The sequence below is a fragment of the Paenibacillus sp. JGP012 genome, from assembly GCF_014203995.1.
Taxonomy (GTDB): domain Bacteria; phylum Bacillota; class Bacilli; order Paenibacillales; family Paenibacillaceae; genus Paenibacillus; species Paenibacillus silvae.
In genome coordinates this window covers 165,436-191,773 of the sequence record NZ_JACHKG010000003.1, presented here as the reverse complement: position 1 = coordinate 191,773, position 26,338 = coordinate 165,436, and the positions used below count along the sequence as shown (strand labels likewise).

At 46.3% G+C, this 26,338-nt stretch carries 19 protein-coding genes; 3 read left to right on the top strand and 16 right to left on the bottom strand.

The features are described 5' to 3' along the window. Positions 1-14: 14 nt before the first annotated feature. A complete protein-coding gene (locus HNR77_RS05635) occupies positions 15-965 on the bottom strand; it encodes an ABC transporter permease (protein WP_397366189.1) in 951 nt (316 codons plus the stop codon). A 145-nt stretch (positions 966-1,110) separates the two neighbouring features. On the opposite strand from HNR77_RS05635, the gene HNR77_RS05630 reads away from it, so the two are divergent. Both HNR77_RS05630 and HNR77_RS05625 read left to right on the top strand, forming a co-directional pair. Then, positions 1,111-2,820, top strand: coding sequence for a sensor histidine kinase (locus HNR77_RS05630; protein ID WP_184181584.1), 1,710 nt, complete (start codon positions 1,111-1,113; stop codon positions 2,818-2,820). A 9-nt stretch (positions 2,821-2,829) separates the two neighbouring features. Then, the gene (locus tag HNR77_RS05625; protein ID WP_184181582.1) at positions 2,830-4,470 is read left to right on the top strand and encodes a response regulator; all 1,641 of its coding nucleotides are present in this window, start codon (positions 2,830-2,832) and stop codon (positions 4,468-4,470) included. A gap of 149 nt (positions 4,471-4,619) precedes the next feature. On the opposite strand, the gene HNR77_RS05620 is transcribed toward HNR77_RS05625, so the two are convergent. From HNR77_RS05620 to HNR77_RS05590, 7 genes are all read right to left on the bottom strand, one after another. Further along, complete coding sequence (locus HNR77_RS05620; protein ID WP_184181580.1) at positions 4,620-6,305, bottom strand: extracellular solute-binding protein; 1,686 nt, start codon at positions 6,303-6,305, stop codon at positions 4,620-4,622. A 182-nt stretch (positions 6,306-6,487) separates the two neighbouring features. Then, on the bottom strand, positions 6,488-7,054 hold the full coding sequence (locus tag HNR77_RS05615; protein ID WP_184181578.1) for a hypothetical protein: 567 nt from the start codon (positions 7,052-7,054) through the stop codon (positions 6,488-6,490). Positions 7,055-7,276: 222 nt separating this feature from the next. Then, the gene (gene bglS / locus HNR77_RS05610; protein ID WP_184181576.1) at positions 7,277-7,990 is read right to left on the bottom strand and encodes a beta-glucanase; all 714 of its coding nucleotides are present in this window, start codon (positions 7,988-7,990) and stop codon (positions 7,277-7,279) included. 250 nt (positions 7,991-8,240) lie between these two features. Further along, a complete protein-coding gene (locus HNR77_RS05605; protein WP_184181574.1) occupies positions 8,241-9,083 on the bottom strand; it encodes an SUMF1/EgtB/PvdO family nonheme iron enzyme in 843 nt (280 codons plus the stop codon). Positions 9,084-9,171: 88 nt separating this feature from the next. Beyond that, positions 9,172-9,804 carry a glycoside hydrolase family 11 protein gene (locus tag HNR77_RS05600; RefSeq protein ID WP_184181572.1) on the bottom strand — a complete coding sequence of 211 codons (633 nt, stop codon included), beginning with the start codon at positions 9,802-9,804 and terminating at the stop codon, positions 9,172-9,174. Between the two features lie 34 nt (positions 9,805-9,838). After that, positions 9,839-10,606 carry an alpha/beta hydrolase gene (locus HNR77_RS05595; protein ID WP_184181570.1) on the bottom strand — a complete coding sequence of 256 codons (768 nt, stop codon included), beginning with the start codon at positions 10,604-10,606 and terminating at the stop codon, positions 9,839-9,841. Between the two features lie 57 nt (positions 10,607-10,663). Next, a complete protein-coding gene (locus HNR77_RS05590; RefSeq protein WP_184181568.1) occupies positions 10,664-11,947 on the bottom strand; it encodes an SGNH/GDSL hydrolase family protein in 1,284 nt (427 codons plus the stop codon). 336 nt (positions 11,948-12,283) lie between these two features. On the opposite strand from HNR77_RS05590, the gene HNR77_RS05585 reads away from it, so the two are divergent. Further along, positions 12,284-13,426 carry a family 8 glycosyl hydrolase gene (locus HNR77_RS05585; RefSeq protein ID WP_184181566.1) on the top strand — a complete coding sequence of 381 codons (1,143 nt, stop codon included), beginning with the start codon at positions 12,284-12,286 and terminating at the stop codon, positions 13,424-13,426. A 105-nt stretch (positions 13,427-13,531) separates the two neighbouring features. Here HNR77_RS05585 and HNR77_RS05580 read toward each other — a convergent pair whose 3' ends face one another. The 8 genes from HNR77_RS05580 to HNR77_RS05545 form a co-directional block, all read right to left on the bottom strand. Beyond that, positions 13,532-15,139 carry an ABC transporter substrate-binding protein gene (locus HNR77_RS05580; protein WP_397366253.1) on the bottom strand — a complete coding sequence of 536 codons (1,608 nt, stop codon included), beginning with the start codon at positions 15,137-15,139 and terminating at the stop codon, positions 13,532-13,534. Between the two features lie 69 nt (positions 15,140-15,208). Further along, a complete protein-coding gene (locus HNR77_RS05575) occupies positions 15,209-16,135 on the bottom strand; it encodes a carbohydrate ABC transporter permease (RefSeq protein ID WP_184181562.1) in 927 nt (308 codons plus the stop codon). A gap of 27 nt (positions 16,136-16,162) precedes the next feature. After that, positions 16,163-17,017: an ABC transporter permease gene (locus HNR77_RS05570; protein WP_397366251.1), complete on the bottom strand. Its 855-nt coding sequence runs from the start codon at positions 17,015-17,017 to the stop codon at positions 16,163-16,165. 289 nt (positions 17,018-17,306) lie between these two features. Next, positions 17,307-19,631, bottom strand: a complete 2,325-nt coding sequence (locus HNR77_RS05565) for a helix-turn-helix domain-containing protein (RefSeq protein WP_184181560.1) — start codon at positions 19,629-19,631, stop codon at positions 17,307-17,309. 327 nt (positions 19,632-19,958) lie between these two features. Beyond that, a complete protein-coding gene (locus tag HNR77_RS05560; protein ID WP_221443723.1) occupies positions 19,959-21,662 on the bottom strand; it encodes an RICIN domain-containing protein in 1,704 nt (567 codons plus the stop codon). 226 nt (positions 21,663-21,888) lie between these two features. Continuing rightward, positions 21,889-22,836, bottom strand: coding sequence for a carbohydrate ABC transporter permease (locus HNR77_RS05555; RefSeq protein WP_111268821.1), 948 nt, complete (start codon positions 22,834-22,836; stop codon positions 21,889-21,891). 17 nt (positions 22,837-22,853) lie between these two features. Then, positions 22,854-23,756: a carbohydrate ABC transporter permease gene (locus tag HNR77_RS05550; protein ID WP_184181556.1), complete on the bottom strand. Its 903-nt coding sequence runs from the start codon at positions 23,754-23,756 to the stop codon at positions 22,854-22,856. Then, the gene (locus tag HNR77_RS05545) at positions 23,753-26,323 is read right to left on the bottom strand and encodes a DUF5696 domain-containing protein (protein ID WP_184181554.1); all 2,571 of its coding nucleotides are present in this window, start codon (positions 26,321-26,323) and stop codon (positions 23,753-23,755) included. The genes HNR77_RS05550 and HNR77_RS05545 overlap by 4 nt, the downstream gene beginning before the upstream one ends. Between the last annotated feature and the right edge of the window lie 15 nt (positions 26,324-26,338).

Below are 26,338 nucleotides of genomic sequence, written 5' to 3'. Positions count from 1 at the left end.
CCCTTTTCTCCTCTCTAGAACACGCGATAGTTCGCTAATTTGTAAGCCATACGATATGAGATCACGATGAGAATGGTAGCTACGACAGATTTGAAAAGCCCTACAGCAGTAGCAAAGCTCATCTTGCCGTTCAGGATACCAAGACGGTATACAAACGTATCAATGATGTCGCCTTTGTCATAAACGAGCGGATTGTACAGGTTGAACACCTGATCAAAGCCTGCGTTCAGAATATTACCGATGGAGAGTGTCATGAGTACAATTGTGATCGGCATCAGTGCAGGAATCGTAATGTGCAGCGTCTGCTTGAAACGATTCGCTCCATCCACCTCAGCTGCTTCGTACAAAGCCGGATTAATACCGGACAGCGAGGCCAGAAATACGATGGTACCAAAGCCAAACTCTTTCCAGACATCACTGACAATCAGTGTTATCCGAAACCATGTTCCATCTCCCAAAAAGAATATCGGCTGACCGCCCAGTGCAACAATCAGTTGGTTCACCATACCTCCCTGCGGAGAGAGAATATCCAGCAATATCCCGCCAAGGATAACCCAGGACAGAAAGTGCGGCAGGTATACGAGCGTTTGGCTGACCCTTTTAAAAGCAGTCAAACGTACTTCATTTAACAAAATGGCGAACAGAAATGGAGCAACCAGACCTGCAATAATTTTGAAAAATGCAATAACCAGTGTGTTCCAGATGACCTGACCTACGTCTGGATATAAAAATAAATACTTGAAGTTATCCCAACCTACCCACTTGGATTCGGTAAATCCGAGGTACGGTTTAAAATCCTGAAAGGCAATGACAATACCGCCCATTGGTATGTACTGAAAAATAATAGCCAGCAAAACTGCCGGTACAAGCATCATATGCAAGGACCAATTCCGTTGCATATTCCAGCGCTGTTTCACCTTGGCGGCTCTCCCCTTACGAGGCGTCTCTAACGTATGTTCCTTCACCCCTACATCCCCCATGTTCTAAATTTTGTATTTTACAAGTGGATATGAACTTGTATATTAAAATTATAGCAACGGTTATTAGCGATCTATATCCTAATATTGCAACAACGATATCAATATTTTAATGACTTGAGGAGGTTAAGCATTGTTCGCTCGTCTGAATGTCTTTACCAAAATTACGCTGCTCTTCGTGGCGCTGCTTGTCCTGGTGCTGTTCCTTTACACCTATTCGAACCGGGAAAGTGTACGTGTGATTAAACATGAAATTCAGAACAACACGATGAACCATCTGTCCACTTTTGCCGACTCGGTAGAATCCAATATATACCAATTATCACTTTATGGTTTGTCTATTGGACAGGATTCCAGCATTCAGGAATATCAACGCCCGGATTACAAGGATGTACCTTATGAACGTGTCAAGGTTGGGAGTGCTATTCTCGAAAAAATAAATCTGTATAACGCTGCCAGCAAATGGCATTCGACGATTACACTGTATTTTCCAAGGTTGCAAAAAGTCATTTCCACGGATTATTATGCTTATATCCCATACAGGAAGGATGAATTTTCCAAACCGCTTTCAAAATCCTGGGCTTATACACATGAGCAGTTTGAGTGGTACACAACGGACCCCACAACGGCTATGGATACTCCGGGAAAATCTAGACTTATCACCAAGATCAGCTTCCCGGTACATCATTTAATCAGCATGCTCGATCAGAACAAGCTGAATAATAAAGGTGACCCCTTTATGTTCCATCCCGATCTGGGCTTAATTAGCAACAGCAGCGCAAATGACACCTTGAATGCGATCCAGTCCAAGCTCAAAGCGACGGAACTTTCGGATAAAGGCGGATTTACCGCAACCCTTGACCACACGGAGTACTATGTCTCGTATATTCAATCGGGCAGTCTTGGATGGTACTACGTGGATTATGTACCGATGCAGCAGATTTTAGGCCCCATTACAAACAGCCGTAACCTCTTTTATGCTTCCATCGCCGTTCTGATCGCGATGAGTGTAGTTGTGCTGTATGTGCTGTACCGAAGTGTGCAGCTTCCACTGCTTCAGCTTGTTAAGGGCACGAATCGTTTATCGACTGGAGATTTTTCCGTTCGTTTGCATTATACTTCTCGTAATGAGTTCAGTTTGTTATTTGCACGATTTAACATCATGGCTCAGCGGATTCAAGAGCTGATCGAGAATGTATATGAGGAGCAGCTTAGAAGACGTGAAGCTACGCTGAAGCAGCTGCAGTCACAGATTAATCCGCATTTTCTGTACAACTGTCTCTTCTATATCAAAAATATGGCAAGGATGAAAAATGAAAAAGCTGTTGTGGCGATGGCGCTTAATCTGGGCGAATATTACCGTTACATAACGAGATCAGAGAATGATCAGGCCACCCTCAAGGAAGAGCTTACGATGGTGAAAAACTACCTGGAAATACAGGCGCTCCGGCTGGAACGCATGCATTTTACGATTGATGTGCCAGATGATATGCTGCATAAAACATTACCCCGATTAACCCTGCAGCCGATCGTTGAGAACGCTATCATTCACGGCATCGAACCTCGTACAGAAGATGGGCATATCACGATAACAGGCCATCATACGGATGAATTAAGCACGATAACTGTGGAGGACAGCGGACGGGGTATGACAGAAAATCAGATGCAAGAGTTAACAAATAATTTGCACAAACCGCTTGACGGCAGCATGGGATGCGGGACCTGGAATGTTCATCAGCGTTTGTCTTTTTTGTATGGTGAACGAGCGGGTCTGAGTTATGAACATGGGTCACGCGGCGGAGTCAAAGTGAGCATCACATGGTACAACAATATCAACGAGTAGGTGAAGTACATGTTACAAATTTTATTGGTAGACGATGAACGATCCGTCGTAGAAACACTGGCTGAAACGATCCCTTGGGAAAGCTGCGGAATCAGTACGGTGCACGAGGCATTATCCGGTGCTGTCGCACTTGAAATTATGGAAAACCATGATATCGATATTGTGATCACCGACATTCGTATGCCAGAGATGTCCGGCATTGATCTGATTACGACCATTCACGAGAAGTGGCCTCATGTGCAAACGATTTTACTGTCGGGCTTTGCCGACTTTGAATATGCCAAGCAAGCGATGGCTCAGGAGAGCTTTGATTATTTGCTGAAACCCGTGAGTGATGAGGACCTGATTGAAACCGTGCAGCGACTGGTCGATCGGATCAAGGAAAAGTGGGAAACGGCCGCATCCTATCAACGGGCTTTGCATGCGTTCCAGGATAATCTGCCACTGCTGCGGTCCACCATGCTTCACGAATTGCTTACAGGCAAAACCTACTCTCCTTCTGCGCTGGCGGACAAGCTGGAGCTGCTTGAATTGCCCTACTCCATTGGCGAGGAACTCGGCATGCTGGTCATTCGCATGGAGGAGCATCTATCCGAGATGGGAGATCACGATCTGTCACTGATGCAGTACGCCATTAGCAATATCATCAGTGAAGTGATGCAGCATCATTTTCACATCTGGCACACACGGGACGTGCATGACTATCTGGTGGTCCTGGTCAGTGTTAAAAAGGGCGCCTTGCAGAACATGAACAAAGAAGAGAAACCTCAGACGTTGCTGGAGCATTATGCGGCGCAAATTCAGACCAATGTTCAGTTGTACCTCAAAGGAGCCATCTCGATCTCCGTCTCCCATTGGGGCAAGTTTCCTTACGAGATCGGAGCAATCTATGAAAGTGCTGTTCGGTCCATGCGGAAGCGTATGGGTCAGGCACAGGGTCTTTTTATCACCGCATCCGATGACAAGGATGTACATCCCCTGCCTGCCATTCGATCTCTTTACAATCCACCGACACTGATCAGTCTGCTGGAAGCGGGACGGTTTGATGCGGTTGAGCAGAAAATTGAAGTTATTTTTGAAGAATTACTGGAGTCAGGACAGCATCACGATATTGCCGAAACAACCATTGAGGTCTACCACGCGTTGGCCGGTGCATTTGCTTATATCATTCATAAGAATGGCAAACAGATTTCTTCTGTTCTGCCTGCAGAAAGCTATAAGTACTTCCAGGCTCCCGTATATGCCACAGCACAGCAGCTGAAGGACTGGTCCATACGGACACTGTCTTCGATCAGTGAGGATGCAGAACAAGAGCTGAAGGACAATCACAGCACCATCGTTCGAAGTGTCAAAAGCTTTGTGGATCAGCACCTCGCATCAGATGTCTCACTCCCGGCCATTGCCGAGCATGTCCACCTGCACCCGGTATATTTGTCCAAAGTATATAAAACCGAGACCGGTGAGGCGTTAACAGCTTATGTATATCGATTGCGGATGGAAAAAGCAGCATATTATTTGCGTTCCTCCAGCGCCAAGGTATTTGAAATTGCCGAGCTTGTCGGGTACAACAACACCGCTTATTTCATTCGGGTATTCAAGAAGTTTTACGATTTGACTCCACAGGAATACAGAGAGAACCTGCCTGTTTGATGAAATCTGTTCAAAACCTTGCTTAGCTGCCTGCCTGATTTAAGCGGCACGAGTATTTCGTCAATTTTGTAAAAGATTGAGACAGCAAAATGCCTTGCCGGAGCTTACTCCAGCAAGGCATTTTCTCTATTGCTCTGTTTTTCTCCAGTTTACTTGCCGCTAGTTACGGATTGATACCACTCATTAACTTCCTTCGTATTTTGTTCTCCACCTGAAGAATTCCATTTCTCTACGAACGTATCGAATGCGTCGATTGGAGCTTTACCGTAAATGATCTGAGAGAACGTATCTTTTTCCATTTTGGTTAAGATATCGTTATTCATTTGCATCGACATCGTTGGCGCACCTGTGAACATCTGTTTTAATGCGATATCTTTTTGATCCTGAACAATCTTGGCCGCTTCCACCATTGGTGTCGGTACGCCAGATTTGAGTTTTTTCTCGAAAGGTGTTGTTGCTTCTTCACCGTTAGCAAACTTCGCAAGCGTAGCCATGTTCAGACTCGGAATACGTGCACCATCAAACGTTAATGTGTATTTCTCAGGTGCATAACCGCCTGTCACACTAGCATCCGTTGTTACTTTGCCGTCTTTCATTGCCCAGTCATATCCTTCAGCAAAGCCATGTTCGAATTCATCACCTGCTGATGGATTGGCATAGTGATCAAATAGATAGTTTTGATATGTGAAAAAGACTTCCGGGTTCTTCATATCTTTGTTAATCAGAATTACACCGTTGTCGTTCGCGGTACCGCGTCTGCCTGCCTTGCCATCAGGTCCAGATGGAATCGGGTAAGCTTTGTACTCCGCTTCCGGATTGTTTTTCTTCACATCTTCGAGCGGCCATGACGGCATCCAGTGAGGCCCGACAACAATCCCTGCTTTACCTGCTGTGAACTCTTCTGCTGCTTTGGTTTCATCATATACCCCGGCTTCTTCTGGAATGTATCCTTTGCTCATCCAGTCAGCCAGTGTTGCCAAAGCTTGTTTTGCTCCAGGGTTTACAGAGCCGTACTCCAGTTTTCCTTCTGCGTTCAGATTCCACTGATTTGGCATCGTGCCGTAGGCTCCGAAGATCCAGCCAGCATCAGACATCCATGTGCTCAACCAGTTTTTGAATCCGATGGTGAGACCGTATGTGTCTTTTTTACCATTGCCATCCGGGTCTTTATTCGTAAACGTTTCCATAATTACTTCAAGATCAGCCAGCGTTTCAGGTGCTTTCAAATTAAACTTCTTCATCCAATCCTCGCGAATCCACATCACTGGATCACTATTGTAGGAGTAATCGAGAATCGGAATACCAATCCGTTTACCATCCTGCATGTACGGATACCATACAGAAGGATCTTCATTCACTGCGGCTTTCCAGGTATCACTTGCATATTGATCAAACAATTCACCAGCATCAACGAACTTGCCCGTTTCAATCAACTCACGTGCCAGATTGAAGTCGCCGCGATACGAGATGATGTCCGGCATTTCTGCATTGGAAGCCAGCGACAGACGAAGCTTCGTTTCAAACGCGTTGTTTGTGGATGGTGAGACCCATTGATTTTTCAATTCAATACCGAGCTTGTCTTTTGCCCATTTCGTGTGCACGTTATTGTCCTGATCTTCACCAGATTTGAATTTGATTTCAGGTCCCCAAGGACGCAAATAAGTTAGTTTTACGGGTGGATCATACTTCCCGTCCTTCATTTCCAGTGCAGTGCTTGGCGTGCTTGGAGCAGCCTCTTTACTCGCCCCGCTGTTACATCCACTTAATACTGCTGTAAGCGCGAACATTCCTGCCAAAGCTAAAGCGCCCATCTTTCTTTTCTTCAATGCTTTCAACTTGTGTGTCCCCCTGTCTATGTAATGATGTTGTCTACAGAGTCCATCATAATGAATGACCTATATGTATGCCCATACTAATATTGCAACATTTATTGCATTAATTTAGGATATTAAAAAGTGAATACGGATGTTGCATTAGTACAATGTGTATAATGTCTCACTGTTCTCTTTCTTTCTTATCAAGGAGCAAACACTTCCGGGTAATCGCTTCGCCATGCACCCATGCAGCCAATCAGACAGAATTTCACACAAGTTAGCACACTGGTGTCTTCATCGGTTTCATACTCAACAGAAATATTGATTCCGGACTTGCGCCATGCCAGATAGGGGCCGCTGCCGCCAAGCCAGTCACCCTGCTCATAAATATCCGGTTGGCCATATGCCTTGATCCATTCATCAGGTTTTGCATCCATCGTTATTCCTTTGGGCAGTTGTCCGGGAAACGGTTTTTTAATACGATCATCCGATCCCGGTGCAAGAAATAAAATAGCTCCAACGATCCACTGATCGCCAGAGAGATCATCACGTCCGGTTAGCTTGTTGATTTTCGGGGAGCGATACACATCGATACGAACAGATGCCTTGACAGACCAGATGATGTCGTCTTGAAAAGGACTATCCGGTTTCGTTATTCTTTTTACACCGAATATTTCTAGTATAGCTTGTATCTGCTTGGCATCATATGGTTGTCCTAACAGCTCGATTAACTGCTCGGATGCTTGAGTTCGATTATCGTTACTGAACATGTATTTCCATCCTCTCGAAATGAAGTGGTAATCCACCCTTTTCCCTCATCATCTTACGTTTCTTTAGTTCTGTAAAGTCTCAGATGATATACAATCATGGTTGGGAATGAATTTAATCAAAAATAGAAAACAGAGGATGACGGATAAACTCCGCTCCTCTGTTGTGCATGTTTGCATATTTTCATGTGCATGCTTCAAACGTCGCACGCAGCTCAACCTTTATCAGTTGCTCGTATATTTCACCCAATCATATTCTGCATGCAGCGGGTTAGCCCCGTTATATGACCCAAGCCAGCTGTCAACACCTGTACCGTTCCAGATATTCATCATAATTTTGCCTGGCGTCTTTGGAATGTTTGTTGTAGCTGTATGCTTGAGCACTCCATCCACATACCACTTGATATGCCCTGGCTGCCAATCAAATGCATACGTATGGAATCCCTGGGACGCATCGAAGCCAAGATTTACAATTTTCTCATGATTTCCTACACCGTTTGTATAATAGTTGAATTGCACTTTGGTGGTGTCTTTGCCAAGGAACTCAATATCAATCTCGTCCCATTGTGTACCATGGGCTGGACCTGTGTACGTAAAGAACGAGGATACAATGCCTGTATTTTTAGCAGGTTTCATGCTGACCTCATACAGACCATACCCGTAAGTATTCGTTGACCGATACTCGCCGCAATCGAACTTGTTGTTTGAAGGACTTGTCAGACTCAAGCGCAGCTTACCGTCATTGGTAAAATTAGCATTGTTCGCTCGCCATGTGCAGTTGAACATTGAACCGTTGGAGTAACCGTCTGCTTTCTGCCACGTGCTTGCATTGTGATACGTCAGCGGCTCCCAAAATACATACCCCGCGAAAGCGCTTACTGAAATAAATAATGAAACCACTCCCGATACCATTAATGTGAACCATGTTTTCCTTTTCATCATACACCTCCGTCTCTGATTCCAACCATTTAAACAAAGGATAGGAAACGTCTTCAAGATCCTGCAGCCTAATGCTGATATTCAGCCTCCTCGCATTTTATAAAGCGCTTACACGGTTGGTATTTCCATTTTATATCCAGTTCGATTCACGAACCATAGCAAAGTTTAAAGAATAGATATTCACTTTTAAAGATGTTTTCCGGCAAGACATCTTATGCCAAAAGGCCCTTCGTTAATCGAAGAGGCCATGTTACTTACTGCGTACCACTCGTAATCCCTGATCGGGACCGAGACCGTTTGCATCAAATTTGCCTGGATATGAAATCTCTGCCGTGTTCACACTGCTGACCCAGCCGCCCCCCTTGCTGATTCTCCAGGTGTTTTCCGGGGTTTCCGGATGACTGTGCCATTCCCAGCACCATTCTCTCACATTGCCAGACATATCATAAATGCCTAACTCGTTTGCTTTTTGCTGACCGACTGGCTTGGTTTGATTCCGATTATTCTCGATTGCCGGCCAGTTCCAGTCTCCTGTTAACGGTTTTTCCCCGGCATTCATCCAGTACCATGCGACCTCGTCTGGATTATTGCTTCCGCTATAGGTGAAATTCTGACTTTTTTGTCCTCCGCTCGCCGCATATTCCCACTCTGCTGCAGTTGGCAGACGGTACCCGTTCGCGCCTTCATTGATAGTTACTGTCCATTTTATATTATCATTTCCATTTTTATTGTCAGGGTCCGTAGTTTCTTTATCAATCGTGTAATACGGCTTCAGATTTTCCTTAACGCTCCGTGCGTTGCAATATTCTATTGCATCATACCAGGTCACTCTTTCAACTGGCCGCTCTTCACCTTTGAAACCGGAAGGGTTGTCCCCCATAACTTCCATCCACTGCTTCTGTGTCACCTCGTATTTGCCAATATAATAGTCAGACAGTGTAATGTCCTTATCTGTAAAGCTGGATTTGCTGCTCTTGAAAGCACCGCCCTCAACCAGTACAAGATCATCGCTTACAGTGGTATTACTGCTCGTTGAACAAGCACTCAAACCGGCAACTGCTGCGATGAGCAGAAATATAAGCCACTTTCTCATCTGTATGTCTCCTTTGACTTTGAAACTGGAATGGAGAGCAAGACAGATCACAGACCTGCCTTGCTGGAGTTTAGTATAATGAAAACGCTTACCAAACAGTCACATTCGAACTACCGCTGCTTTGATATCCTTCCGTTGCCATAACCTGATAGGACCAACTGCTACCCAGGTACATTCCCTTGCTCGCCCACGCATTTACGTGATTCTGGAACGTAATTTGGGAGTTCACACCGATCGGACGTTTGGATTGTCTAACACTCCAGTATTGCGGGAATGTTGAATACCCGTCAATGGATGGCTGATTGTATCTCATCGTTGTATAGATGTCATACGTGCCTCCGTCACTAGTTACCGTGCCTTTGTAAGTTCCTGTCGGGCGATATGTGCCCCAGTTATCCACTACATAATATTCAATAAGGGCATTTCGAGTCCAGCCGTAGAACGTCAGATAACCATTGCCGGAAGGCGAAAATACGCCAGCGTTATAATTAACTACACGATTAGGTGTGCCGTAAGTCCAGCCTTTACCAACTACAAAATTCCCGGTATTTTGCCAGGTTACGCTGTAATTCCCGCCAGAGCCGTTCACAGCATTAACGTAACCCCCGCCATCTGTCCAGTTCTGCCAGTAATCTGTAGCGCTTGTTGTAGCGGCGAGAACACCAAAACTCATGGAAGCTGCAAGAACAACAGTCAACAATTTTTTACCGAATTTGAACATAACGAAATACCTCCTGGAATTTTAAATTTTTGGTTTACTTAAAAAGACGTTGTGAGAAAAGATACAAATCATTTTTCCACACTGGCCAGTCATGTCCCCCGCTTTCTTCGTACCAGACATGGGGCACACCTTGCTGCTTCAAGTATTCATGAACATCCATACTGATCTGAATGAGATTATCCTGATCTCCACATGACACCCACAATAAAGACAGCAGCGACGATGCTTTATCCGGTTCCGGCATCAGCACCTCCGGGGTTTTCGTATTCGGCGCTGCCGAAAAAGCTCCAACCCAGGCAAAATGGTTCAGATTGAGAAGCCCTATGTTTAAGGACTGTCCTCCTCCCATGGACAAACCAGCGATTGCTCTCTTATCCCTTGATTTTGCTGCCGGATAGTGTGACTCGATATGTGGAATAAGATCCTGAATCAGATCAGACTCGAATCTTTCAAAGGCCCGAATTTTCTCAGGAGCAAACAAGTCACCCTCTGCCCGGTCATTGATCATCGCGCGCCCATTGGGACAGACCACGATCATCGGCTGGATAAGATTATCACAGTACAGGTTGTCCAAAATAATCTGAGGAGCACCGTGAGTGTGCCACTCCGTCTCATCCCCTCCAATACCGTGCAACAGATAGAGTACAGGATAAGTTCGCTCCGGGGAAAAGCCCGGCGGCGTGTACACCATCGCCTTGCGCACACTACCAACTGTCTTGGAATCATACTCGATTGTCTCGACCTTACCTCGCTCAATATGATCGCGATATTGGTCAAAACCCGCTGATGCTGAAGCTATCATTAGTCTCCTACTCCCTTCACGGTTAGCATAATTCGTTTGCGTTCATGTCGACTTCCGTTATTCTACATATCCGAAGCCCAAAATAGTGAACCGCTTATCCTCATGTCCTGGTGCCATCTCGATCTCAATAATATGCTCAGCAGCCTCTTGGTTACTGAACAGGAGCATCGCATGGCAATGTGTCCAGTTCACTTCATGCGGATCAGCTTGTTTGACAAGCTCACCATCTACCTTGATATGAGCCGTTCCGAATACGTCGCTATCGGAGTCTTTGAAGATCAGAATGAGACGACTGCACCGCAAATACAGTTTGAAACCATGATGCTCTGCTGTATCATCGGGGATATACATCCAGTTATTCGGAAAAAGTGGTGTTGCGTAAGCATGATCATCCATCTCCGCCATCTGCAGCTCAGTGTCGATATGACAGAAGCCACCTGGCTCGATTCTGGCAATCTGCTCACCATTTTCCCGATCCATCAGCTGCACGTTCACATAATCGTTCCCGATCATTGGAGCCCTGTTCAATTCGTTCTCTTCCTGGTCCACAGGGGAACGATCTGTTACTTGAAACAGGTTGGCCAGCGCATCAGCCATAATGCGATGTCCCACATTGGTCGGATGATAAATATCATGGAAATACTGTTCTTTGGTTATGACGTTACCCTCGTGCTTGGTCTTTCGAAATTGCTCTACAAGAGCATCCTTCATGCTCACCATCGGCAGATCATAATGAAACCCTACGGGAGCAAGCCTGTCCTGAAGATTCCAGTCGTTTTTAAATACACTGAAAAGCAGGATGACCGCGGGTTTGTTATCATAAGCAAGCGCTTTCAACACTAAGCTTTCATAACAGTTACCTCTCGTTTCATCGTCTGCATCGTTTACCGCAAATTCGATAACGACGATGTCCGGCTGCACACTGCCATTCCGGAGCACATCCCGCTCATATCGTATGACGCCAAGCTGTGAGGGCGTCCCGCCTACACCCGCTTTGATCAATTGAACTGTATTGCTGTCCAATGGAGCAAACATTTTTTTAAAATGCTTGAACGAGTGGTAGGCATAACTTTGGAGATGAATCGGTGCTGCACCAGCGCCATGAGTAATGGAGCCCCCGATAAACGCAAGAACAACAGGTTCACCTCGCTTCGCCTTTTCAATGACTCTCTTCAATCTGACATTATTCCCCGTACTCAGTAGAGAACGGTCGATCATATCCAGATAATTTGGAGAAGTGTAATCGAATTCGGCTTCTGCTAATGAAACTCCGACCTGCACAGGGTCACGCGGTGCATGGGTTCCTTGATTCAGTTCTACATCTCCAGAATTGCCAATCATGTTACATGTTCACCAGCCTTCCAGCGAAAATTTACACTCCAAGTGATACCGTGTGAAGGAACCAGAACTTAATGATGTCACTATCAGGCGGCTCCTTCTCTCCGAGTGTAGCGCTTACATAATTTAGCAACAACCTGATAAACTATAGGACTTGCCTAAATATATCATCAACCACGATATATGGAAATAGATGGAATGTTACACCTATAATTTTCCATGTAAACGCTTTAATTTGAGTAGTATACTGGATGTTATACTTGCTTATATGAACGCTTATAAACGCTTTAATGAAAAATTCAATGGAAACTTTAACGAAACATTCTATAGGAGGAACGTATGAATTTAACAGGCAAAGGCGCTATTGATACAGGTACATATACCAATCTCTTTCTAAGGTCTGGTTACAGTGAAGAGGAGATAAACGCGAGGCTGGAGCAGACCTGGAATGATCTGTTTTACGGGGATGAGCATACTCGAATCTATTACCCTGCAGGAGAAGACAAAGGATATATGCTCGACACAGGAAACGACGATGTTCGTTCCGAGGGCATGTCCTATGGCATGATGATGGCTGTGCAGATGGATAAGAAGCAAGAGTTCGATCGTCTCTGGAATTATGCATATACATATATGCAGCATACAGAAGGTCGATACAAAGACTATTTTGCCTGGCATTGCAAGCCGGATGGAACACGCTTGTCTCCGGGGCCTGCCCCGGACGGTGAAGAGTTCTTTGCTATGGCGCTCTTCTTTGCGTCTAATCGCTGGGGAGATGGCACAGCTCCATACGACTATAAAGCTCAGGCGCGTAAAATTCTTCATGCCTGTTTGCATCAAGGGGAACATGGCGAGGGTGATCCCATGTGGGAGCCGAGCAATCGGCTGATCAAGTTTATTCCAGAGTTGCCATTCAGTGATCCATCCTATCATCTTCCTCATTTCTATGAGCTGTTTGCACAATATGCCAATGAACAGGATCGTACGTTCTGGAAAGAAGCGGCTGAGGCAAGCCGAGCCTATCTTCATACTGCCTGCCACCCTGTAACCGGACTTTCGCCGGAATATGCCAATTATGATGGCACTCCTGCACCCGTACAGCAGCATGGTGATTTCAGACATTTTTACAGTGACGCCTATCGTGTTGCAGCCAACATTGCACTGGACTGGGAGTGGTTCCGCAAGGACCCGTGGCAGGTACAGCAGTCCAATCGAATTCAAGCTTTTTTCAGCAGTATTGATGTATCGGATTACCGACGCTATACCATTGAGGGCAAACCTTTCGATGAACCCGCTCTCCACCCAGTAGGCCTGCTGGCCACCAATGCTATGGCATCACTCGCCGCTGATGGTCCTGATGCTGATGCTTTCGTTAAACTGTTCTGGAATACACCTCTCCGGCAAGGGAAACACCGTTATTACGATAACTGCCTGTATTTCTTCGCCATGCTTGCATTAAGTGGGAACTACCGGATGTATTGAGCCTTCATTCACTCTCACTCAGCTAACACCATGCATGCACCAGCCAAAAGAAGTCCTCGTTCGCATGAGCGAATGAGGACGTCTTTCTCTTTGATTCACCTTTATTTACTTCGAAGATACCGAAGACGCATCATAAGCGGACTGCATAATTTCCAGGTATCGACTGATATTCAACCCTTCAAGTCCTTTCACATACTCATCCCAGTCCTTATCCAGACTCTTTGCACCTGTTACAAACTGAAGCGCGTTCTGATCGATGTAATCCTTGATATTGGTTTGCATCATGCTCGTTTCATCAGCAAGTGACGGATCTACCCATAATGCCCAATGCGGGAACACCTCTTTAGGCTCCTTGCCTTCCATTAACAATGTCGCTTCATATAAACGGCGTTCATAACCATCGTTAGCGTAGATATCAGTTCCCTGCACTTCTGCATCCCGATAAGCGCGGTGATGATTGTATTGACTCAGTGCGGACCAGCTGTCATTGCGAGGTTCTTCCCCGGATGGAACGGGGATTGCCTTGTAGAGTGGCTCGACCTGGTCGTTCAGTGCTACCTCGCCCGCCTCCGGTTTACGCCAGCTTGTGCCCTCTTCTCCCAGGTACGCAGCCATTCCACCTTCTTGGGTGTAGAAGTAATCGAGCATCTGTATTGCTGCAATCTGGGTTTGTTCACTGGCTTTGTTGGTTAATACAAACGTTGCTCCCGGATCAATCGGATAGTTGTACGTTGCATACTCTGCATGTGGTCCCTTCAGTGGTGGGATCGCGTTGTAATCATTACCGTATGGGGAACCTTCAGCCGTAGTAACGAACAACGACGGGTGCATGGCTGCACCTGCTCCGAGAAGCTGTGCGTCCGCATTGTCACCGATTTTCTTGAATGCGCCTACATTTTGCGTAAATGCTCCCGGGTCAATCAAACCCTCATCGTATAAGGATTTGATATAGGTCAGCCCCTCTTTCCACTCGGGTTTATTCGCTGCCATTTCCACTTTGCCTTGATTCAAAATGAGATAATTGCGATCATCGTCATAGATGAATCCATTCATCAAATACGGAATAATGTGTACACCGAAGTTTTCGGTCGAACCACTGAGCGGCACTTCATCCGCTTTGCCATTACCGTTCGGGTCCTTCGTTTTAAATGCCTTGAGCATTTCCTTGAATTCTTCTGTTGTTGTGGGTACTTTCATATTAAGCTGATCCAGCCACTTGGTATTCACCCACATTTTGTTCGGGTAAGAACAGTGGAAGCATTCATTCAGTCCGGTTAATCCATAGATTTTACCGTCAGGGGCCGTATTCATCGCTTTATAGTATTCATTGCTATCGAGCACTTTTTTGATGTTCGGCGCGTGCTGATCGATAAGATCATTGAGCGGCAGAATAACGCCCTGCTGACCAAACTTCAACAGGTCTGTCTGTGAGAAGCGGTCCACCCATGGAATAAGCAAATACAGATCTGGATAGTCACCCGATGCAAGTGAAATCTGTCTTTTTTCAGCTGCGCCGTCAAACGGGACCGTTGTCCAGTTGAACTGAATATTAAACTTTTCCTCCATCTTTTTGGTGAATTTGTTCGTAGCCAGATTCATATCCGAGCCTTGGTGTACAAATACATTCATCGGAATTTTTCCGTTAGCATCCACTTCGCCGCTTCCCTTCTCAGACGACGAGCAGCCCGCCATGACCAACGTAAACAGCAGCATACAAGCTAACAGTAATGCACCCGTTTTCCTCAATAAAATCCTCTCCCTCATGTAAGTTGTAACTACAGCTTATCCTTTAACCGAACCAATCAGCATGCCTTGCACAAAATACCGCTGTACGAACGGATAAATAATCAGAACCGGCAAGCTCGCCATGACAATCAGGGAATACTTCATCAGTTCTGCCATCTGCTGCTGCTTGATCATCTCTGAAGCGTCCATGTTGCCCGAACTGCCCAAAATAAGAATGCTTCGTAATATCAGCTGTAGCGGGTAGAGCGACTGTGTTTTCAGATAGATCAGTGCGTCGAAATAGGCGTTCCACTGCCCAACGGCGTACATCAGTGACAATACAGCTACAATCGGCTTGGCAAGCGGCAAAATGACACTGAAAATAAAGCGAATATCGCTGCAGCCATCAATGTCAGCAGCTTCTGACAGTTCATCCGGGATGGAATTCTGGAAAAAGGTTCGGGCGATAATGACCTGCCACACCCAGATCGCATTCGGAATCAGCAGTGCCCACCGTGTATCAATTAATCCCAGTGATTTGACAACCAGATAGGTCGGAATCAACCCTCCGGCAAAAAGCATCGTAAAAGTAATGAAAATCATAAGTGTGCTGCGTCCGACAAAGGTTTTTTTGGATAGCGGATACGCGATCATAATAGTAAGAGCTACACTGATAAACGTGCCAACCGCTGTATAAAACAAGGAATTCGCATATCCCGTCAGCACCTGATCATTGCGCAAAACGGCCTTGTATCCTTCAAGTGACAGATCAACCGGCCACAACCAGACTTTACCCGACGATACCGCTGCCGGGCTGCTCAGCGACGAGCTGACGATGTAGATTAAGGGATACAGCACAACAACCAGCACGAGTGACAGAACGATGTAGATGCAGGTAATGAACAGGCGGTCTCCCGTCGATTCGCGGATGACGGTGTTTCTCTTCCTTCCCGGACGTCCGGCCTGTGTGTGTACGTTAGCCATCTATGAAATCTCCTCCCTCCCGTGTGATCACCATAGACTTGTGTTGGACAATCGTTTCGCAGCAGAATTGACCGCCAATAGCAGAATGAGGTTGATCAGAGAGTTAAACAAACCTACCGCTGTAGCGAAGCTGTAATTGGCGTTTAACAGACCCATTTTGTACACATAAGTTGAAATTATTTCGGAAGCAGACAGATTTAACGGATTTTGCAGCAAATAGACTTTCTCGAAGCCCACCGCCATAATATTGCCCACACTCAAAATCAAAATAATGACGGCCGCCGGAAGCAGTCCTGGCAAATCGACATTGATGATCTTCTGCAGCCGATTGGCTCCATCCACCTTGGCGGCTTCATATAAGGAGGGATCAATGCCCGCCAGCGCGGCCAGGTAGATTACAGCAGAATATCCCATGCTCTGCCATACGTCTGAGAGTACGTATATCGACCGAAACATGTCTGGATTTCCCAGGAAATTCACTGCTTCAAAGCCGAGTGCACCAGCAATGGTGTTCACAATCCCCAGTCGTGGCGACAGAAATAGCATAATGATGGATACCATAACGACGGTTGATATGAAATAAGGAGCATAAGTGACCAGCTGTACTGTTTTCTTGAACCTGATGTTTTTGATCTCGTTTAAGGCCAGTGCCAGCAAGATCGGGATCGGAAATCCAACAATCAGGCTGTAGAACGAAATCAGCAGCGTGTTTTTGATTAACATCACAAATGCGGGATTCTGGAATAACATCTCGAAATACTTTGTTCCAGCCCACGGACTGCCCCATATACCTTTGATCACGTTGTAGTCCTTGAATGCAAGCACGGTATTAACCATCGGCACATATTTGAAAATGATAAAATACACCACCGGAGGCAAAATCAGCAGATACAGCTGCCAATGTCTCCTGAAACTTCTTGCCAGCGCATGCTGTAATGTGGATCGCCTGCGCTCCTGCACATCAGATTTGCGTTCACTTGTCGTTATTGTTCTCAGAATCATCCCCCCAGTCAACGATACCTTATGATCAAGTTCACGCCACCCCTTCAAGCCAAATGTGGTAGCGCTTTCTTTGTGCTGTAATCATACGGTTGACCGGGAATTGAGGTAAAGGTACATCTCGGCTTTCAAGGTACATTACACGAATATCGTTTCAATAACGGATGGTACATTAACCGCTCTGATTGTCCATTTTGCGAAATACACTTGGTGAAATGCCGCGTACACGTTTGAATGCTCTACGGAATGAATGCGCGCTATTATAACCTGTAGTCAGTGCGATTTCATCAATGGTTTGACCACTCTCCAGGAGAAGTCCTGATGCTGCGTTGATTCTGACACGCTCCACGTAATCGGACAAATTCTCTCCCGTATGCTCTTTGAATAACTGGGAGATGAATTTTTCGGATTTTCCCATATGTTCAGCGATGCGGTAGATGGTCAGATTCGCGTCGCCGTAGTTGTTTTCAATGTAGCTCATGATTTCCTGGACGGTATCGGCATGAGTGGATGATCTTTTTTTGACAACCTCCGAACACATCTCTTCGGTCAGACGTTTGAATTTGCCACGTAATGCGGGAATGGAATCGGTGGTCTGGATGCTTGCGACACAGTTTTTGTATTCATCCGTAAACGAATCGCCGAGTTTGATTTTGGACTCATCCAGCTTCAGATACGTTCCCTTCAATTCCATAATGAACTGCTGCACCATCTCATAAGAAAGCTCTCGTTCTTCGAAATTACGTACAAACAGCTGGTCCAGAATGCGAAGCGCCTCCTGCACCTCACCCGCCTTGACCGTATTCAGCAGACGCTGCTCCGATTCAATCGGATAATAATACATTTCATTTTCCTTGAGTGTATCTTCAAATTTGACAAGCTGATCGGCCCCGCAATGAATAGCATAATCCATCGCTTGCTTTGCCTCGTCAAATGAACGTCCTACATCATTCCACACCTCATACGCTGCTCCTGTGCCAATGGTTGTTGATATGCGGTAGTCTTTATAGATCAGCTCTCTCAGCCGTTCCAGTTCAGACTCACAATGGTGTATGGCTTGTTCCAGCGGTTCATTAGAGGCAGGACAGATAAATGCGATCTGATCTGTTCCCCAGTCTGTCATAAGCACCTCCGCGTTCCACTCTGTAATGGTCTGCCTGACAATCAGCTTCGCCACACCAAGCTCCTGAATTGTCTCCTCACTATCCAGGCTTGCATACCCATTCACCTTGAGCAGCCCTGTCATTCCATGTGTGTTCTGAAGTGCAATCTGAGTCTGGGAAGAGATGGCCTCCAGCTCTCTCGTTGTATAGAATTCACCCGTGAGCAGCCGTTTAATGAAACCGTCCCGCAGCAGCGGAATCTGTTCATTCAGCGCATTCTCAAGTGAATGATTGTTGGCAATCAGATGATGAATGTGGCTCGCGAGAAAATCATATTCATTGCGTCTTTTGCCCAAAGGCTCACTTGTCTGCTCACGGAATACGGACAGCAATTTATAGATAGGTGCACTGTTGCGGTAAGCTAATACCAGCCCGATCGCAAGCCCAAGCACCAGCGTCGCAAGTGTGAACGCAAACGTAACTTGTTTGATCTGTTCTGCATTGGTCATAAGTGCTTTCTCGGGAATACCGGCCATATAGCTCCAGCCGTTCTGACCCGATTCAATAGACAGGAGCAATCGTCCACCTTCAATCGGCTGTACCTGATGTGCATCACGATTATAAGTTTCCGCCATACGCTGCGCCTCCGCCTGTTCAATACCACGTGAAAAGATCACATTCCCGTCAGCATCCCGAACCAGCGTCCAGCCGCCATACTGATCCACAATGTGCTGTGTCAGATTAGCCATCTTGTCTTCGTTAATCAACACACCGATTGTTGCCTGCGGTTTGTTAAAGCTGTTAAGCGGCAGTGATTGCAGAAATGTAATAGCCGGAACAGTAGTAAGTACATTGCTGCTTATTTCACGTTTATAATTTCGAAGCGGAATGATTTCGTTGAAATGTGGTTTCTTTAAAATGTTTTCGCTCCACTGCTCATAGGTCATACCTTCAAGTGCATTGGCTGCATAGTAGTGCTCAGGTCTGTAATACACTGTGGTTGGTGTAATAATGACATTGTAATTAGGGATATAGATGAAAAAATGAGATAAATACTCGTTTGTACTGCTGTACATGGACAAGCTGCGCTGCATGCGGCCTATGCCGTAGACGTTGTACACATCAAGCGGCTTTGGATCGGCAATCAAACGGTAGAGATCCTGATTGATTGCGAGCTGCCGGGTGAAGGCTTCCACTTGTAGCAAATTCCGTTCGATGATTTCTTTACCGAGATTCAGGGATTTCAGACTATTCTCGATCGAGCTCGCCCGAGCCGCTTCAATGGATGCCCTGTAAGAGGCATATCCGGCAATCTGCGGGATCATGAGAATGATTAAATAAGAGATCAAAAATCTGCGGAACATCGGTGAAAATTTGGACCATAGGAGTTTCAAATGTACTCCCCCCTTTTTTCTGATCAAGCGCTTACATTTTGAGTTTGCATAATGGTTAGTTCATGATACAACGGGCTTTTCTTAACAGTGAAGGTACAACTTCTTCCTTATGGTACATTTGCCCCCGTAATGAAACAAAACTGATTTACGAATCTGATTTGTACTGTGCTGTACTGTGTTGCTTGGCTAAGTATAGCAGTTATAGCACCCTTGTAAATCTTTCTAACGGGCGATTTGAAAATAAATAAACGAAAAAAATAACCCTCCCAAGTCACTCATGGACTTGAAAAGGTTATTTAACATGTGATAGAAAAGCTGATTATCGCATTAATTGCTCACAGCAACAAATTTCCATTGTTGATTCGTAGCACCTGTGTACGTATTTTGCTGCAGAACCGCTCCATCCGCTGTGGAGGCGTTTGCAACTTCAATCGCTTTGTTGCTGTTGACGTTAATAATACTATAGTAGCCATTGCCAAGATCATTGACTTTGAAATGCTGTGCAGTGGTATTCAGATTGACCATCAACTGCACGGCTTCCCCGTTTGTCGTTGTGCCGTTGCGAATATCAATCACCTTATCCGGGGAATTGACACTTGTTAAAGTATAGTTACCGTTTCCGATTGAAGTGAGCACCCACTTCTGAGGATTTCCCCCCAGATCACTCCACTGCTGGAGCTGCAGGTTATTCGCATTTTGTCCGCCAGGAACATCAATAACCTTGTTGGAGTGGCGTGCTACAATTTTGTAGGTTGCACCAGACACCAGACCGGTACCTGGATTCGTTGGATTCGTTGGATTACCGCTTCCATAATTCTGGGAACGTTCATTATACCAGTTGAACAGGAATCGTCCCATCGCACTGCGTGATGCATCTCCATCCCATTTCAGTCCTGCTGTAGGATCAGCGAAAGAACTGCGTGGACCCGGCTCCAGAATGAAACCGTTCATATGAGCTGCGATGCTGACATTGCCTGCTGCGTTGAAGATCGTTTTGGTATTCGTACCGAAACCTTCGTTACTTCCGTTGAACAGGTTCCAGTATGCGGAATCTCCAGGTTTGTTTTTGAACCAGGTTACTTCTGTAATGTTAATTGGATATTTATCAGCCGCTGCTTTAACGTTGGTATTCCACTGATCTTGCAAAATGTTAAAGTTGTCATATGCTCCGTAGCCCGGATACCAGTGAACGGCATAACCGTAGTTGTTCAGCGGGTCCGTAAGCGGATGACTTGCTGTCAGACTGTAGAACTGATTGTAACCCAGACCAGCTGCCCAGATGACGTTGTCTGCTCCCTGATTACGAATGGTTGAGATTATGGAATTCTGGAAGTTACGCAGGTCATTCCAGTGATCCACGAAATCATTTTCCCCGTTATATCCACCCCAATGTCCATTAGCATACGACTTCACCGGCTCATTGATCAGCTCGAAGTGAACGTTGTCTGCACTTTTAATCTCCGGACGGGAGGCAAGATAACCCCAGATTTGATTGAATTTTTGCAAATTCGCTGCTGTTGTCGCCTGATCATCCTTCAAGGTGAAGTCCAGTCCCAGAACCACATATACGCCTTTGGTTTTGGCGTACTGAATATACGGGATGATCACGTTCTGTGTTACAGTCTGCACGCCGGCAAAGTTGTATGTACCTGCCGCCACATCCCCCATGTCCTGACGATCAATAAAGAGACGTACCTGATTCATCTTCCAGCCATGATTGCTGCCATATTTCGGGCTGGTATCTGCGAAGGTGTCTGTAATATCTTTCAGATAGGCAAGTGTTGCTGCGTGGCGGTTGTTTCCATGAAGATTCAGATAATAATTGCTGTCTTGATACGTCCAGTATGCACCGGAAGGCTGATGCCATCCATTCAAAAGCACCGGTTGATTGTTGCTGTTCACCAGATGTTTACCGCTGACATGCAGTTTTCCCATAGGCATGCCTACCCAGGCATCAGCCCGGTTTCCTCCCCATGGAGCAATCGTAATCAGTAATGCCAAAACGAGTAAAAGCTTGCAGGACATCAACATCTTTTTCACTGCTATTCCTCCTGTTTGATTAAATTGGTTTACATTACTGCGATAGGAAGCGGCCGAAAGGCATCGTTTCAACAAGCTGTAACAATCTCGTTGGCGCTCGCTCCCTCAAGCCATTCCATATCCAATGCGAGTGACTGTTTGTCACGGGAGTTATCACAATATCCCCCCTTTATTTGGTGTATTGGGTATCATCGGTCTGCCCCTCAAGCTACTCTTGTTATCCCACGATACCTGTACGTTCTACACTCTCAACAAAATATCGCTGCACGAATAAATAAATGATAATTAACGGCAGGATCGCCAGCAAAATACCTGTATCCTGAATCATGCTCAGATAGAACGGATCAGCCTGGGAAGCTGCACCATCCGTAACCTGTTGTGCCAGATTGTACGGCAGCGACGATAACTGTGTAGACATCACTTTGCTGGAGGTCAGGTATGTTGTCGTATAGAAGCTGTCGTTCCACTGCCACACGAAGGAAAACAGCATCACCGTGACCATGGAAGGAATCGCATTAGGAAGCATGATTCGAGAGAAGGTACGTCCAATACCTGCTCCATCCACATAGGCAGCTTCTTCTACCTCCTTCGGAATACCTCTGAAGAACTGTCGGAAAATAAAGATATACAGACCTGCCTTGAGCGAATTCGCCGTAATTGCGGTCAGAATAAACGGCCAGTACGTATTGAGCAGATTCACAGGCTTGCCCGCAATCAGCGTCATCAGCCCCATGAGATCAAAGCTCTTCAGATTCAGGTACACCGGAATAAGAATGGTCGTTGGCGGTACAAGAATCGTCAGAATGACACCGGCAAACAGCCAGTTGCTGCCCTTGAACTTCAATCTTGCGAATCCGTAACCTGCGAGTGCGCAAGAAGCAGTTGTCAGCAGCGTTGTTGTTGCCGAAAGCGCAAACGTATTGAACAATGTTGCCCAGTAATCCATAACACGAATGGCCTGTTTGAAATTATCGATGGAGAAATTTTGGGGAATCCATACGACTACAGCCGAATACAGATCCCCTTTAGCTTTGATCGCTGTCGAGATTTTCTGAAAAATCGGAAACAGAATTACAAAGGAAAGTCCGGTAATCAGCACAAAGCGGATGACAGACCACAGCCAGCTTTTCCAATGCTCAAGTGATAATAATCGTGATGTCGTCACGCGGAATGCCCTCCTTTCTAATCTTGATAGAAGACTCGTTTCGAGAAAATGATAGATACAACGACAAGAATGATGGCAATGGCTGCGAAATACACCCAGGCCATGGCAGAGCTAAGACCAAAATCAAATTTGACAAATCCTGTATCACGGATCAGCTCCGTCATCGCGTTATTAGCAAATGAATCAATAATCGTGTAGATCGCATTGACAAAAATAAGCGGGCTCACCATCGGAAATGTTATTTTCCAGAATGCTTCATACCCTGTCGCACCTTCCATCTTGGATGCTTCGTACAGCTGGGGCGAGATGGTTTGGATGCCAGCGAGGAAGATCAGAATCTGTACACCCGATTGACTGACAATCTGGTAGATTCGATCCACTGCACCGCTCAAATAGGTGACAACCCATTCACTTACGCCTGCATTAAGCATCAGGCCTTCCAGTTCCAATGTTCCGAACGTACTTCCCCCTGAATTGCTCTGATTAACCGCTTCGATCAGGCTGGTGCTTTCCAGCGACATGATAACGCCGGATGCCAGAATAACCGGCAGGAAAAAGATCGATCGGGCCACGGCGCGCCCTCTGAACTTTTGATTCAGAATCACCGCAAGGAACAAGCTGAAGATGACGATCAACGGCACATTGACGAGTACATCGGTTATGGACTCAATGAGCGCCCGGTTAAAGCTGGTGTTTACGGTAAGCGCCTGAATATAATTGGTGAATCCCGTGAATTGAATAGCAATTCCATCTGCATTCGCCTGAATCTTGCTCATGCTGTATCGCAGCGAAGCGAGCAGCGGAACAAAGAAAAATAATACAAAGCCGATGAGCCACGGCAGTACATAGATTACGCCCCACATGGCTTTCTGCTGGGCATACGTTCGATTTCCCCATTTCAATTTCATGAGTGTCTTCATTGCTGCCCACCACCCGTCACATAGCTTAGGGCTTCAATCTTGTGATTTTCTGCTTCAACAGAGAAATCATTGTAATTCACAATCACATAGCCTCCGCCTTCATAGGTTGTTCGGTATACACCTTCGGCAACAGCTTCATGAGCGATCATCGACTGCCCCTTAAATGGCAAATTGACTTGACTCACTTCCTTGTAAATATCAGCGGCCAGATCAATCCACTGCTCATAATTCGCAGCATAGAGATTGTTGTAGTCCGTCTCTTTCACAACATGGTTAGGTGCATTAAACCAAGCGAAATAAGGACTCGCGCCGTATTCAATCAGCTTCAGGACATATTGTCTTGCATCGGTATACGTGGACAGATTGTACGGAGAACCGGTATAGCTGATATTGCCATGCACAACCAGTTGGAAGAACGGTATTTCTTCATCCTCCAGCTTGAACCTGCTGCTTGTCATGGGAGCATCCGTAAGCCCTTTAACATAAGGCAGAGCATAACCGTTCCCGCCCTCGGCTACGATTGAGCCAGCTTGCTGCCTGATCTGATCCAAAGCTTTACGAACCGTATCCAATGCCTGTGTGCGATCCAGCAGTTTTTTCGGATTCATGTCGCTATTTAATTGTTCAGCCATATCTTTAAGCGAAATGCCGCCTGCTTGCAGCGGTTTCAGGTCCTTCAGCATATCTGTCGTTACTTCATTAATCTCATTCGGAGAAAGCACATAGGATGCGGATAAATCCTTGGCTCGGCGCTGTAAAGCCGGGTCCATCGGATACAAAATCGCAGGTTCCTGCGTTAAAGTCCGGGATGCCTCTTTCGAAGGACTGAATCCTTTTTTGGACTGCACATTCAACATAGCCATATCCGGATAAAAGCCAATGCCTGCGCCACTCGTATATTCGCTGAATGCCTTCATTCCCTTTTTCCCGCCAATCACACTATCCACCTTGATGGAATCCGGCAGGCGATGGTGCAGACCGTCATTGAACCATCCGGCATAGCGGACCTGAATGTTGGACACATTTTTCTCCATCAGCTTCGAAAGTATCGTTTGACCCTCTTCAAAAGTAGTCAGTGCCTCCGTGGAATTATACGGGATACCAAGCATATGCTGTCTGGTGGACATGCCGCCGAACAGCTTGAGGTAAAACGGCACACCTGCAGGCTTTTGATCAGCTTGCATCTCCGGCAGTCCTCCTGTTGAAAGCAAATGCTCCCTGTACAGTGAAGCCAGCCCTGAGTAGGAAGCCTGCTCTGCTCCAACAAATGCGTATCGAACAACAAAGTCGGAAGAGGTCGGTTTATTCTGGAACTTCGGCAGCGTACGAACCATGTCACTCGACTGCAGGGTGATATCACTTTTGTTTACGACATAGAAGCTGGGATACACGTTATTGTAGCTATTGAGCTTGCCGCTAATATCCGCATTTACCATAGCTACCGCATCGCCTTGTTCGATGATGCCGAGGAAAGCCCCCTCTGGCCGAATCACTCCAAAGACTGGCAATCTGGCCTTGCTTTCATTCGAGCTTGCTTCCCGCAGCTTCATCGTCAGATCTGGACCATAAATGTCCTGCTGATAGGAAGGGTACTGCAATTTGCCGTTGTTAAAATGAATGAGTGCTCCCGAGCCATCGGGAACGAGAATTGATCCTTCATCCTTGGAGCCTCCGGCTCCGAAATATTCAAGCACCGACAAGGTGTTGATCGGATACTCTTCCGGGAAGTGAATACCGGATGCAGGTACACGAACGAGCATTTGCTCTCCATCCAGTTCATACTCCATCGTTAGCATAAACAGACGCGGCCCGCTTCGTTCATGTTCGATGCCATGCTCGGCATTGTCTTGGGCCAGATCTTCTTCTGTGTAACCGGCGTCTTCAAAAGCCTTCAAGGCACGAGTCAGCTGCAGTCCCTGCATCGCCTTGTCGATTCGGACATACACTCCTTCATCCTTGTCCTCGGCATACCCGACCTTCAGGGCACGTTCCCCGGACTTGTCGAGCTTTGCCAGCAGATTTTGCTCGAAGCGTTCCTTGCTGAGTTTTACAGGCAAATCCTCGATGGAACGTTCGGTGCTGCCAAACTGATAGTGAACCCGTACTCCGTTCGGTAATGCTTCGTAGCTCACCTGCTTATGCCGCGTGCTGTCTGTGTAGGAGTTGACCATACTGCTCTGTCCTGAGCTATTGAAAAAACTGAGCCTTGATTGAGCGGATAGAAGATCCTTGTTGATCCCGGCGGCAATGCCGTCCTTCTCACGATCTGCCGGGTTACTGCGCCAGATCTGTCCGCTCTGGTTATGAATTACTGCAATTTCGGCGGTCTCTTCGTTAATCAACAGCTGTAAGGCGTCATTCCGGGCAATGCCGATCATGCCAGGGATGCGGGCATCGCTAAACGCAGATTTCAGCTTTTCTCCGGGAGGCAGGGAAGGAGTCTCTACTTGACTAACATCTGCTGCCGTCTCGCGAGCCGCTGGTGATGGCGAGAGTTGACAACCACTAAGAAGCAAACTGCTGATCAGCAGGATTCCGGTAATTTTTTTGGCTGCGGCGTATTTCATTGTGATTTCCTCCTT